The sequence below is a fragment of the Flavobacterium suzhouense genome (assembly GCF_042684765.1).
In the GTDB taxonomy this organism is placed as follows: domain Bacteria; phylum Bacteroidota; class Bacteroidia; order Flavobacteriales; family Flavobacteriaceae; genus Flavobacterium; species Flavobacterium suzhouense.
On the sequence record NZ_JBHUMD010000026.1, the window covers coordinates 201389 to 214134 of the forward strand.

13 protein-coding genes are annotated in these 12746 nt (G+C 36.2%); 8 read left to right on the plus strand and 5 right to left on the minus strand.

Annotated elements, in window-relative coordinates:
• The first annotated feature begins 33 nt into the window (after positions 1-33).
• Positions 34-2211 (plus strand): T9SS type A sorting domain-containing protein, encoded by a 2178-nt coding sequence (locus ACFSR3_RS11660; protein WP_379821146.1) that lies wholly within the window; start codon positions 34-36, stop codon positions 2209-2211.
• 43 nt (positions 2212-2254) lie between these two features.
• Here the strand turns inward: ACFSR3_RS11660 and ACFSR3_RS11665 are convergent, their stop codons facing one another.
• Genes ACFSR3_RS11665 through rlmD form a run of 3 tightly spaced genes read right to left on the minus strand, consistent with a single transcriptional unit; the run spans position 2255 to position 4931 of the window.
• Entirely contained in the window at positions 2255-2983 is a 729-nt protein-coding gene (locus ACFSR3_RS11665; RefSeq protein ID WP_379821147.1) for a DUF6048 family protein, read from the minus strand.
• On the minus strand, positions 2964-3497 hold the full coding sequence (locus ACFSR3_RS11670; RefSeq protein WP_379821149.1) for a DUF6452 family protein: 534 nt from the start codon (positions 3495-3497) through the stop codon (positions 2964-2966). The genes ACFSR3_RS11665 and ACFSR3_RS11670 overlap by 20 nt, the downstream gene beginning before the upstream one ends.
• Before the next feature lie 21 nt (positions 3498-3518).
• Positions 3519-4931, minus strand: coding sequence for a 23S rRNA (uracil(1939)-C(5))-methyltransferase RlmD (gene rlmD / locus ACFSR3_RS11675; protein ID WP_379821150.1), 1413 nt, complete (start codon positions 4929-4931; stop codon positions 3519-3521).
• A 70-nt stretch (positions 4932-5001) separates the two neighbouring features.
• Between rlmD and ACFSR3_RS11680 the strand changes: the two genes are divergently transcribed.
• The 6 genes from ACFSR3_RS11680 (at position 5002) to ACFSR3_RS11705 (ending at position 9551) form a co-directional block, all read left to right on the plus strand.
• Positions 5002-5550, plus strand: a complete 549-nt coding sequence (locus ACFSR3_RS11680; RefSeq protein ID WP_379821151.1) for a DUF1697 domain-containing protein — start codon at positions 5002-5004, stop codon at positions 5548-5550.
• Positions 5551-5633: 83 nt separating this feature from the next.
• Positions 5634-6050, plus strand: coding sequence for an OsmC family peroxiredoxin (locus ACFSR3_RS11685; protein WP_379821152.1), 417 nt, complete (start codon positions 5634-5636; stop codon positions 6048-6050).
• Between the two features lie 85 nt (positions 6051-6135).
• A complete protein-coding gene (locus ACFSR3_RS11690) occupies positions 6136-7104 on the plus strand; it encodes a helix-turn-helix transcriptional regulator (RefSeq protein WP_379821153.1) in 969 nt (322 codons plus the stop codon).
• 55 nt (positions 7105-7159) lie between these two features.
• Positions 7160-7657, plus strand: a complete 498-nt coding sequence (locus tag ACFSR3_RS11695) for a DinB family protein (protein ID WP_379821154.1) — start codon at positions 7160-7162, stop codon at positions 7655-7657.
• 162 nt (positions 7658-7819) lie between these two features.
• A complete protein-coding gene (gene rocD / locus ACFSR3_RS11700; RefSeq protein WP_379821155.1) occupies positions 7820-9064 on the plus strand; it encodes an ornithine--oxo-acid transaminase in 1245 nt (414 codons plus the stop codon).
• A gap of 19 nt (positions 9065-9083) precedes the next feature.
• On the plus strand, positions 9084-9551 hold the full coding sequence (locus ACFSR3_RS11705) for a DUF5362 family protein (protein ID WP_379821157.1): 468 nt from the start codon (positions 9084-9086) through the stop codon (positions 9549-9551).
• A 48-nt stretch (positions 9552-9599) separates the two neighbouring features.
• On the opposite strand, the gene ACFSR3_RS11710 is transcribed toward ACFSR3_RS11705, so the two are convergent.
• Positions 9600-10631 carry a BamA/TamA family outer membrane protein gene (locus ACFSR3_RS11710; protein ID WP_379821159.1) on the minus strand — a complete coding sequence of 344 codons (1032 nt, stop codon included), beginning with the start codon at positions 10629-10631 and terminating at the stop codon, positions 9600-9602.
• 225 nt (positions 10632-10856) lie between these two features.
• Here ACFSR3_RS11710 and ACFSR3_RS11715 point away from each other — a divergent pair, with 225 nt between their 5' ends.
• Positions 10857-11660: a DUF2490 domain-containing protein gene (locus ACFSR3_RS11715; protein WP_379821160.1), complete on the plus strand. Its 804-nt coding sequence runs from the start codon at positions 10857-10859 to the stop codon at positions 11658-11660.
• A 17-nt stretch (positions 11661-11677) separates the two neighbouring features.
• Here ACFSR3_RS11715 and ACFSR3_RS11720 read toward each other — a convergent pair whose 3' ends face one another.
• Positions 11678-12724, minus strand: a complete 1047-nt coding sequence (locus tag ACFSR3_RS11720; protein WP_379821161.1) for a glycoside hydrolase family 130 protein — start codon at positions 12722-12724, stop codon at positions 11678-11680.
• Positions 12725-12746: the final 22 nt, after the last annotated feature.

Consider the following 12746-nt stretch of genomic DNA (forward strand, 5'->3'; position numbering starts at 1 on the left):
GTTTATAGAATGTCGAACCATTAAAACCTTATTATGAAAAAGAAATTACTTTTTTTGGCTATTATTCTTTTTACAGTGGTAAAAGGATTTTCTCAGACGGAAGCTTATCCTGCCCCGAGTATCAATCAATGTGGCAGCGAAGTGTTTGATCTTACTTTACAAACTCCTATTATTTTAGGGAATCAGGATCCGGAAATTTTTACAGTCACTTATTACACAACACAGGCAGATGCAGCAGCTAATGCAAATCCCATATTGAACCCTGCTGCCTTTGTTTCGCCTATGCAGCAAACTATTTTTGCAAAGGTAGTGAACACCGATGATGATTCTTCGGCAATTACAGTTTTCCAAATTAGTTGGGTGTCAGGAATTTTTGTTCCGGATTTACCGGATGTTTCCGGATGCAACTCATATGAACTTCCTTTTATAGAAGTTGGAGAATATTATTCATCACCAGGCGGAATAAACCAGATTCCTTTTGGTACTGTGATTACTCAGACACAGGTTGTTTATGTTTACAAAGAAAATGATTTTGGATGCTCAGACGAATCAAATTTTACTGTAACGATTATTCAGACACCGAATTTTAATGCTCCACAACCCATAACAGGTTGTTTAATGAATAACGATGGTATTGCTATCTATGATCTTACATCGGCAATTGCTCAGGTTACCGCTGGTACTACAGGGTATACGTGTACATTTCACCAAACACAGGCAGCTGCTGAATTTGGTGTAAATGCTATAGTAAATCCTCAGAGTTATAACAGTATTACTGGCGTTGTTTATATTTCTGTAGTTCAAACAGGAACAGTGAGTAATTGCCGTTGGGTAGCTCCAATTGAATTAATTGCAATTGAGTGTAATGGAAATACAATCACGGGATTTGCATCACTAAATTTTGATAATGACTGTGATACTTTTGAAGCAGCTGCTTCAGGTATACCCGTTTATTTGACTCATAATAATGATGTATACATCACTTACACAAATGCAGATGGTTATTACCATTTTGATAATGTTCCGGATGGAGATAATTCAGTTTACGTAATAGTTGATGCGAATAGTATAGTGTCACCATTGAATTACTCTATTGTTATGCCGACGGAAGCTAATGAGAAAAACTTCTGTATTACACCACAATTCGAAGCGGTAAATGATGTGGCAGTTACACTTTTCCCTATTACCGCTGCTCGCCCGGGTTTCCCTGCAAGTTATGTTCTTTTTTATCAGAATATGGGTACTGTAACTCAAAACGGCAGTATAACGCTCCAGTTTGATACGAATAACTTAAACTTCACAAATGCTCTTCCAGCAATGACACAATCAGGTAATATGCTTACACTTGATTATGTTAACCTTTATCCGTTCCAGAGTAAAATAGCAATAGTAAATTTTACTGTAAATGTACCTCAAATTACACCTGCAGGGACTATTTTAAATTTTACAGCTACTATTACTCCGCTTACAGGAGATGTTAATCCAATTGATAACACATCTGTTTTTAGCCAGACCGTTATTAATTCTTACGATCCTAATGATATTGCTGTTCGCGAAGGTGAGTTTATTACAGAAGCACAAACAAACGATTATCTTAATTATACTATACGCTTCCAGAATATGGGTACAGCAAATGCTGAAAATGTGAGGGTAGTGGTGGGTCTTGATGAAAACCTTGATTGGTCAACATTTCAGGCAGTATCAGCAAGTGATGAATTTACTGTAAAACACACAGGAAATGAAGTTGAGTTTATGTTTACAGGTATTGATCTTGCTTTCGAGAATGAAGCAACAGGTATAGTACCTGAAAGCAATGGGTATATCATCTACAGGATCAAGCCAAAAACAAGTGTTACAATTGGTGATTCTATGTCTGCACAAGCTGATATCTATTTTGATTTCAATGATCCTATTACAACTAACCAAGTTACTACGACTGTACAGAATGTTTTAGGTACAGGTGAAAACAACATCAGTTTGTTTAAGGTTTATCCTAACCCGGCATCAGAGAGTGTAAATCTTCACCTTTCAGATAATGAAACTAATGGATTTGATGTTACAGTCATTGATATGCTTGGTAAGACTGTGCTAAAAAACACTTATACTATTAATGAAGCAAGCTTAAATATAGCAGCGTTAAATTCAGGAGTATATTTTATAAGTATTACTTCTAATGGTAAGCATCAGGTTAAGAAACTTATTATAAAATAAGGGTAATAAAATGAAAAAAAGCCGCATAAATGCGGCTTTTTTGCTATTTAGAGGTTTTCTTCTCTTCGGCCTTTTGTTTTTTGTAAAAAGGTATCATATAAGAAACCGTATAATTTATTCCGGCGCCAAAACTTCCTTCATAAGTTCTGTTAAAGCCCGGTATGTAAAGATTGTCAAAGTTATCAGGTTTTGTTTCGGCCAGCAGTATGTTAAGTCGTACACTAAAGCCCAGATAAAGGTTTTTTACGACTTCGGCTTTCAGTCCGCCAACAACTTCTGCCCAGTGTGCTGTAAGTCCTGAATAGTTCTCATTTGGATACAGAGCCACATCGGGGAAATAGTCTGTTGTGTCGTATATGGTATATGAATTAAGATTTTGGCTAAAAGTAGCAAAACCATAGCGCATACCTATATATATCATATTTTGCATTTCGAGCCAGTTTTCATACACATTGTAGTCAAAACCAACTTTTAGATAGCTTCCTTTTGTGGTGAAGTTTAACTGATCATCATCTACAGTAAAATCTACAGTTCCAAGTTCAGCAGCGGCATACATTTTATTTGTTACCCTGTAATCTGCAACAAGTTCCAAACCTGAAAACCCATCTTCATATAAGGAACGTGCAGGTCTGTAAAGGTCGGCACCAATACGTATACCGTATTTTTCTGTTTTAGCAGGCTGGACTTTATTGATAGTATCCGTTGGTTTTTTATCCTGTCCGTAGCCTGAAAATGTAAACAGCAATAAAAGACTAAAAATAGATTTTGACATGTACTTCATTTTCGTTTTCTATGTATGGAGTAACTACTTCCGGATTTCCTTCAATAAAGAGTCTTGTGTCAGCATCTGTAACTGATGGATTAGGGTTACCGTTTGATGCAGGTATAAGGGTAAATGTTGTTTTATACCCGCATGCACGAGAAACATAAGTTGTCTGGCGTGTATACTTAATAGTAAGATAATCAGTATTACTGACTTTTATGCCATTGGATGTTGTGTTGTACTGTAAAGCCCATGTAACTTCATCCTGGTCTGTTCTCAGTGGTAGTGTTATTTTAGTAACACTACCAGAAGAATTTGCAGGTAAAATTTCGTTTGTACCTAATACGTAATATTTAAAATTACTAACGCTTTTTGTTTCAGTCTGAGTTTCTTTATCATAGAATTCAACTACCAATCCAGGTGTGGTAGGAGTATCTTCTGAACAGATGTCATCTTTCTCACAGCTAAGGAGATAAACCGAAAACGTAAGTAATACGGCTATAGAAGCTATTAATCTTTTCATATAGGCTGTGCCTGAATTATATTATCGTTTTTCCAAAAGTACAACATTTTCCACATGATGCGTTTGCGGAAACATATCAACAGGACGTACTCGGGTAACTTTGTATTTTTCGTCCATCAGAGCAAGGTCACGCGCCTGGGTAGCAGAATTACAGCTTACATATACCACCTTTTCAGGGGCAATTTGTAAAATTTGGTCTACCACGTCTTTATGCATACCATCACGTGGTGGGTCGGTAATAATAACGTCCGGTCTTCCGTGAGTATTTATGAATTCATCATTGAAAACAACTTTCATGTCACCAACAAAGAACTCACAATTAGTAATGTTATTACGTTTTGCATTTTCTTTTGCATCGGCAATTGCTTCTGGTACTGCTTCAACACCAATAACTTTTCGAGCTTTTTTAGAAACGAACTGAGCAATAGTTCCTGTTCCGGTATAAAGGTCATAAACAAGTTCATTTCCTGTAAGTCCGGCGAACTCGCGTGTTATGCTATACAGTTCATAAGCTTGGTCTGAATTCGTTTGATAGAACGATTTAGCATTGATACTAAATTTAAGGCCTTCCATTTCTTCAAGGATATAGTCGCGTCCTTTGAACAGAATTATATCCTGATCGTAAAGTGTATCATTAGCTTTACTGTTTATTACATATTGAAGTGATGTTATTTGAGGGAAACGCTCATTAAGGTAATTTAAAAGCAGCTCTCTCTTTTCTTTATCATCTTCAAAGAACTGAATAAGTACCATGATCTCGCCAGTTGATGCTGTACGAATCATTAATGTACGTAACAAACCTTCATGATTACGTGGATTGAAGAAACTCAATCCGTTTGCATTAGCAAATTCCCTTACGCTGTTACGAATATCATTACTGGGATCTTCCTGAAGGCTACAGTGGGTTATATCAAGAATTTTATCCCATGCTTTAGGGATGTGGAATCCAAGAGCATTAGCGTCGGAAATTTCTACACCGCTATCAACTTCTTCCTGAGTTTTCCATCGAGCGTTAGAAAACGAGAATTCCATCTTATTTCGGTAAAAGAACTGCTTTTCTGAACCTAATATTGGTTCAAAATCGGGTAGTTCTATTTTTCCAATGCGCTTTAGGTTATTGTAAACCTCCTGGTTTTTGTAAAATAGTTGTTGAGAATACTGCATGTTTTGCCATTTGCATCCTCCGCATGAACCAAAATGACTGCAAACAGGATCAATTCTGTGTTCCGAATATTGATGAAATTTCACGGCTCTGCCTTCATAATACGACTTTTTCTTTTTAAAAGTCTGTATGTCTACAACATCTCCAGGAACCACGTTGGGTATAAAAATTACTTTTCCATCCGGAGCTTTAGCTACCGATACACCTTTAGCACCTGCGTCAAGTACTGTAATATTATCAAATACGATCTTATCTGTCTTCTTTCTTCCCATGGCGCAAAAATAAGGTATTATTACAAAAAACAGGATACATTTGTTGTAATCTCATTAAACAAAAAATATTATGAACAGGTATTTGGCTCTTTTGCGTGGAATTAATGTTAGTGGTAAGAATATCATTAGAATGGAAAGTCTTAGAACATTGATGGAAAACAATGGGTTTAGAAGTGTCAAGACATATATTCAGAGTGGAAATGTGGTATTTGAGAGCGATGAAAAATCAAAAGACAAACTGAAAAATAATTTATCCGGTCTTATAAAAGATGAGTATGGTTTTGATATCACTGTATTCATAATTAATAAAAATGAACTCGAAACAAGTATTGATAGTAATCCTTTTACGGAATGGAGAGAAGAGGAACCTTCCGGATTTAAAAAACTATATGTTACTTTTCTTTCGGATATTCCAACGTCTGAAAATATAGAGAAGCTACTTCAGGCTCCTATTGGCAATGATTTGATTGAGATAGTTGATAACATTCTTTATTTTAAATTAGAATCGAAAGCATCAGACTCAAAGCTTTCAAATAATCTAATAGAAACAAAATTAAAATTAAAGGCAACTACCCGTAACTGGAATACAACATTGAAGTTGTTGTCTATGATGGAGTAATTTTTGTTTTAAATTTTTGTTAAATACCCCATAAATACTCATTTATTTGCGTAATTTAGGAAAACCAATTCAAACATATTCTGATGAAAAGAAACGCTACGGCCGTTTGGTCAGGCTCCCTGAAAGAAGGTGGAGGAAAAATTACTACGCAAAGTAATGTACTGAGCAATACTCAATATTCTTTTAAGACTCGTTTTGAAGACGGTATCGGTACCAACCCTGAAGAGTTGGTGGCTGCAGCACACGCCGGATGCTTCACTATGCAATTGACAGCATATATTAATGAAGCCGGTTATAATGTAGCTTCGATTGAAACAAAATGTGATATAGATTTCCAAAACGGAAGTATTGTTGGTTCTCATCTGTCAGTTCTTGCAAGAATTGACGATATTGACACCGATGTATTTCAGCAGCTGGTGAAAAAGGCAGAATCTAATTGCCCTATTTCAAGGTTACTGAATACAGCTATCACATCAAGCGCAACATTAGTACGGAGTTAAGTTTATTTTTGATTTCATATGAGGCCCCTTATGGGGCCTTTTTTCATTGCGATAATTTATATCTTTGAATTACTAAATCTCAGCCATGAATCGTTTTGACAGGATAACCGCAATATTAATACAGCTTCAGTCTAAAAAAGTGGTAAAAGCACAGGACCTGGCCGATAGGTTTGGCACCAGCCTGCGTACCATTTATCGTGATATACGCACCCTTGAAGAAGCCGGAGTTCCGTTGTATGGAGAAGCGGGGATAGGATATTCAATTGTTGACGGGTATAGATTGCCACCTGTAATGTTTACGCAGGAAGAAGCTATCGCTTTTGTTACGGCAGAAAAACTTATGGGTAAGTTTACCGATAGTGCATTGAATACCAATTTCAGTTCGGCAATGTATAAGATCAAAGCTGTTTTACGCGGAACTGAAAAAGACCTTGTGGAAAACCTTGAAGAGCAGATTCTGGTAATAGAAAGGCCAAAAAACAGCACACCTCCGGCCAATATTCTTGATGTATTACTCAAATCTATAGCTGAAAAGAAAGTCGTAAAAATGATATATAAAGCATTTGGCAATGATAATAGTGAGAGACATATTGAACCGATAGGTGTTTTTCATGAGCACGAGAACTGGTATACCATCGGCTTTTGCCATTTGAGACAGGAATATAGGCAGTTTCGACTTGACAGGGTTATTGAAATTAAATTGACCGATCAGCCTCAGGAGGAACGTGCTTCCTTAAAAGAATTTCAACAAACACAAGAGGCTATCAGAGCTGGATTTAAGGTTCAGAAAGCAGTTATTCGCTTTGATAAAAGTATAGCGATCTACCTGCAGGACCGACGTCATTATTTTGGTTTTGTTTCAGAGGTGGTTACCGATGATTATGTAGAGATGACTTTTCTATCACAATCGTTAGAAGAAGGACTTGCCCGATGGTTTATAATGTTCGCAGACAAAGGTGAAATTATTGAACCACAAAATTTAAAAAACGCAGTTGCCAGGCTTTTAAATACAATGATGAAAAAAAATCAGGTTTCAGAAAACCTGCTGACATAGGGTTGTCATAAACCATGATTTAGTTTGTACTGTAAACAAATTAAATCAATCAATTATGGAACTTATTAAACTATTGCAGAAAGAAATGGAGCAGGAAGCAGCAACAACCCGAAAAATGCTTAGCCTTGTCCCTGTAGAAAAATTTGACTGGCAACCTCATCCAAAAAGTATGACAATGAAGCGTCTTGCTTCTCATATTGCCGAGTTACCCGGTTGGGTTGAAATGGCAATAACTACAGATGGGCTTGATTTTGAAAATAATCCTTATCAGCCATACGATGTTATGTCTAATGAGGAGTTGCTTACCTTTTTTGAAGAATCACTTAAAAAAGGTAAAGAGGCTTTAGCTAATGCTGATGTAAATACTTTTAGTAAAGAATGGGTGTTGCGGAGTGGCAATCAGGTTTATAGTAGAGACAGCAAATATGAAGTGATAAGAATGGCATATTCACAGATTATCCATCATAGAGCTCAGCTTGGGGTATATTTAAGATTACTTGATATTTCACTACCGGGGAGTTATGGTCCATCTGCGGATGATATGACTTTTTAAGACATTGATAAAAACCTCATTTTAAACTAAATGAGGTTTTTTATTTGCGTTTAATTCAGATTAAATCGGCGATAATTTTATTTTTAGTAATTTGCAGGCTAATTGGATGATTTCTCTCCACAAGAAGGAATTGCTGTTTGACAAACAAAAAATAAAAAAACAATGTCAGTTTTAGAAAAATTAAGCTCAGCGGAAGCTATAGCTTTAGAAGACAAGTGTGGAGCACATAACTATCATCCACTTCCTGTTGTGCTTAGCAGGGGAGAAGGTGTGAATGTATGGGATGCAGAAGGAAAAAAATATTACGATTTCTTATCGGCTTATTCAGCAGTAAATCAGGGACATTGCCATCCCAGGATTGTAAATGCAATGATAAGCCAGGCAAAGACACTTACGCTAACTTCACGAGCTTTTTATAATGATCAGTTAGGGAAGTATGAAGAGTTTGTAACGAAATACTTTGGCTTTGATAAAGTATTGCCAATGAATACCGGTGCTGAAGCTGTTGAAACGGCTATAAAACTTTGTCGTAAATGGGCTTACGAGAAAAAAGGTATTGCAGAGCAGGAAGCTAAAATTATAGTTTGTGAGAATAACTTCCATGGAAGGACTACTACAATTATTTCTTTTTCTAACGATGAGAACGCAAGGAAAAACTTTGGCCCTTATACAGCAGGGTTTATAAAAATCCCTTATGATGATATATCGGCTTTAGAGAATGTTCTTAAATCTGAAAAAAATATTGCAGGCTTCCTCGTTGAGCCTATTCAGGGTGAGGCGGGTGTTTATGTTCCTGCCGAAGGTTATCTGGCAAAAGCTAAACAGCTTTGTGAAGAAAATAATGTACTGTTTATTGCAGATGAAGTTCAGACAGGTATTGCCCGTACTGGTAAGTTATTAGCGGTTCATCATGAAAATGTTCAGCCGGATATCCTTATTCTAGGTAAAGCGCTTTCAGGAGGTGCTTACCCTGTTTCGGCAGTATTGGCCAATGATGATATCATGAATGTTATAAAGCCGGGTCAGCATGGTTCTACTTTTGGTGGTAATCCGGTTGCTGCAGCTGTAGCGATTGCTGCTCTTGAGGTAATTGAAGAGGAAAAACTTGCCGATAATGCTGAGGCTATGGGTGCATTGTTCAGACAAAAAATTAATGAATACATTACTACAAGTAATATAGTTACACTTGTTAGAGGTAAAGGATTGCTTAATGCTATTGTTATAAATGATACTGAAGAGAGTTCCACAGCATGGGATATTTGTGTAAGCCTAAAAGATAATGGTCTTTTAGCAAAGCCAACTCATGGTAATATTATACGTTTTGCTCCACCATTAGTGATGAATGAAGAGCAACTTTTAGATTGTGTATCTATCATTACCAAAACGCTAAAAGCATTTGAAAAATAATTAACCAATTTAAATATCGATGGATTACAATTCACAATCACAATTTGAATCATTTGAGCTTCAGTTTACAAAACAGGCACAAGACTATTATCATCAAACTGCTAAATGGGCAACTTTTCTGTCAATCATAGGTTTTATAGCAACAGGTATTATGGTAATTTTTGCTCTTGTCATGTTTGCTATCGGAGGAGCTATGGCTTCAACCATGGCAAATAACCCTATGGCAAGTATGTTTACTGGAGGAATGTTAGGCGGATTTTATCTTTTGTTTGCGATTATTAATTTCTTTCCGGCATTGTATATGTTCCGATTTGCTTCAAAAGCTAAGGCTGCACTTTCTGAAAACAGTACAGCTACGCTAACAGATTCTTTTGAGAATTTAAAATCATATTATAAGTTTACCGGATTAGCGGTAATCATTATGATATCAATTTATATTTTATTCTTTTTTGGTCTTATTGTAGCAGGAATGTCTTCTGCGTTCTAGACAGATTTAAAACTAATACAGATCCCGGCTTTTTGTCGGGATTTTTATTTAAAAGGATTCTCCAATCCTAAAATAAATACCACTATCTTTTTTTCCAATGGCGTAGTCAATGCCAATATTTATTTTTTGTGATGGTATCGCTTTAAAGCGAATTCCTGCGCCGCCTGCCGGTAGTGCACCGCTTGATGGGTTACCGGTAAACGCCATGCCAAAAAAGCCCACAGTTCCCCAACGCCTGTAAAAGTTCCATCGGTATTCTGATTGTATTGAATAGACCTGATTCCCTCTATATTTGCCTTCAGTATATCCACGGATGTCTTTTCCACCTACTGTGTGCTGACCAAAAAACGGAACAGTTCCCATGCCTGAAAAAATACTGGCACGATTTGCCAATACCATTCGGTTATTAATTTTCCAATAGTAGTTAGAATAAGCCCGTATAGAATGAAAACTTTCCTTGCTTCCCAGCCATTCGGAATTTGCTACATAAGTTATGGCAGCCTTCCATCCTTGTTCGGGGTAGTATACATCATCTCTTGTATCATACATGAATGAAATACCCAAACCATTTGCATTTGCAATACTATCTATTCCTGTTTCAAAATGAGTTTTGCTGTGTTGAAATTTTATGATTCCTCCACCATAAAAGTGCGGTACAATTTGCCTCATTACCCTAAAAGCTGCAAATTCTGTAATGTTGCTATAGTCCACAAAACCTTCTTCTCCTTCATTTGAAGACTCATAATATTGAAAATTGATGTTTCCAAAACCGATTCCTGCCGTTACCCTCCATTTGTCCTCATCGAGATATAACTGTGAAAAAAGTGTAATAAACCAGGTCTTATTTTCACTGAAACCTCCACCCAATCCGGCTATGCTTGCGGGAGAAATAGTGTCTTTTTTGTTTAGATTAAAAAAAGCCATACTATTTAACCCAACGATAGAACCATAAGCATCATTGTAGCTAACTATTGGTATACCCGTAATGTCAAATTTTTTCTTAATGCTGTCGTTAACTTTTTCCTGGGCACTAAGAACAGTGCTTATGAGCAGGACAAAACAAAACAATGCATTTTTCATCTTGATTGGTTGTGGATTACTCAAAGATAATTAACCTGCGGTTACATATTGTTGTTCAATGAGTTTCAAATTATAAACTGAAACAGAATTGTATAGTTTTTGGTGCTAAACTTGGTTCATATTATAAAATGAATCATGAATTAATGTTTTAAGAGTCTTTGATTGATTAATCTTACTTAATTTAGTGAACCTAATAATCAGACATTGTATAGCATATTTAAAAATATGACAGGAAAGCTACATTATATTGTTTGTATCAGTTTTATAATGTTGAGTTCATCTTCTAAAGCTCAAAGTGAAGTTCTGAATCAGATTTGGAATGAATATGCTTTTACTCAGGATCTGAGCAAAAACTGGGTGGTAGAGTTAGACGGAGGATTGACATCAAGCAGTTTTCCTGATAACAATAATTATTTCAGCAGGATTATTCAGGTTTACTTTAGAGGATGGGCACATTATTATCCGGCTAAAAGGTGGAAAGTTTCGTTTTTTTATGCGCACTATTTTAATAAAAATGTACCTGAACTCAATCAAAGTGATGCTCCTGAGTATAGATTTGCATTTCAGGCAACTTATAACCTATTGAAACACCATAGGATAAATGTGAACCTCAGAGGGAGGCTGGAAGACAGGAATATTAAAAATGAGGAACTTACGTTTGAGTCTGTTGAACGTTTTCGTTTTCAGGCTAAAGCAGTTTGTCCGTTAAATAATAATAAAATTGAAATCAACACGATTTACGCTTTTTTATCTGATGAGATTTTCTTTAAAACTAAAAGCGATGTAAGCGGAGCTGATTTTTTTGACAGAAACAGGCTTACTGCAGGATTTGGTTTTCCTTTTAACGATAAATTTCAGTTAGAACTTTCTTATGCCAATGAATTTTTACCGCGAAGAGACGCTAATAAGCTTTATAATGCCATACAATTAAACGTTGTATTTAATAATCTTTTCTCTAAAGCAGAAAAGCCGTTTAAACGTGAAAAAACCGAAGTTGATGAAGCTGCACCATCCGGAGGAGGTTCATAAAATAAAGTGGAAGTGAGTTATTTCAACATTGAAATAATTTCATTAATCGAAAAATTCGCTGCACAGATTACCTCATCTGCGGCACCATAATAAATGGTTAGCTTATCTCCTTTAACAACATGGCCATTTGTAAAGACTACATGACCAAAAAATCCGGTGAGTTCATAAGATTCTGTTGGAATCATTATTGGTTCAGTTGTTCGTGAAATTACTTTTGAAGGATTGTTTATGTCCATAAGAAAGGCTCCAAGGCAATATTCGTTCTTCTCATTTGCTCCATGGTAAATTTCGAGCCAGCCATATTCTGTTTTTATAGGTGCTGCACCGGCCCCAACTCTGGCACTATCCCAAAGTTCTTTTCTTGTTTTAATGATACATTGATGATTTCCCCAGTGAATTCCATCTGGTGATTCAGCAATCCAAATGTAATTCCCTCCAATTTCAACACTGCTCGGACGATGTAAAGCATAATATTTACCATTTACCCTTTCCTCAAATATTGCACAGTCTTTATTATGAGGCGGAAGAATAATACCTTTAAAATCAAATGTTATCCAGTCTTTAGTTGTCCTTAAACCAACACATACACCATTTTCAGAAACAGCAGTGTAGGTAAGATAGTAAGTGTCATCAATTTGACTAACCCGACAGTCTTCGATACCGAATTGTTCGAGATAGTTTAATGGTAATAGTATAGAATCACCAGACGGTTCATGAAAATTAATTCCATCATCACTGTATAGTAACCGTAAATGCGAAATAGTAGTGAGATAGTCGTTGCCTTTATAGTTTATTACTCTTGCGTCGTTATTAATTAGTTCAGGATCATTTAAAGGGACTTGTATAATTTCAGTCCTGCCTTCTTTACTAATGGCTGGGAAAGATATATAACCATTTTTGTCCGGAGTGCATTCCGCTACCCGAACAAGCAACCAGGTTTTGCTGTCATAAATAAAGACTCCAGGATTAAGCAGACAGATTATTTTAAGAGCAGAATTACTTGCCTGAAGATCTTCTGGTCGTAATAATGGGTTTTGAGGAAAGCGTTTTGCTATATCTTTCATATACTGTTTTCTAATGTAAATA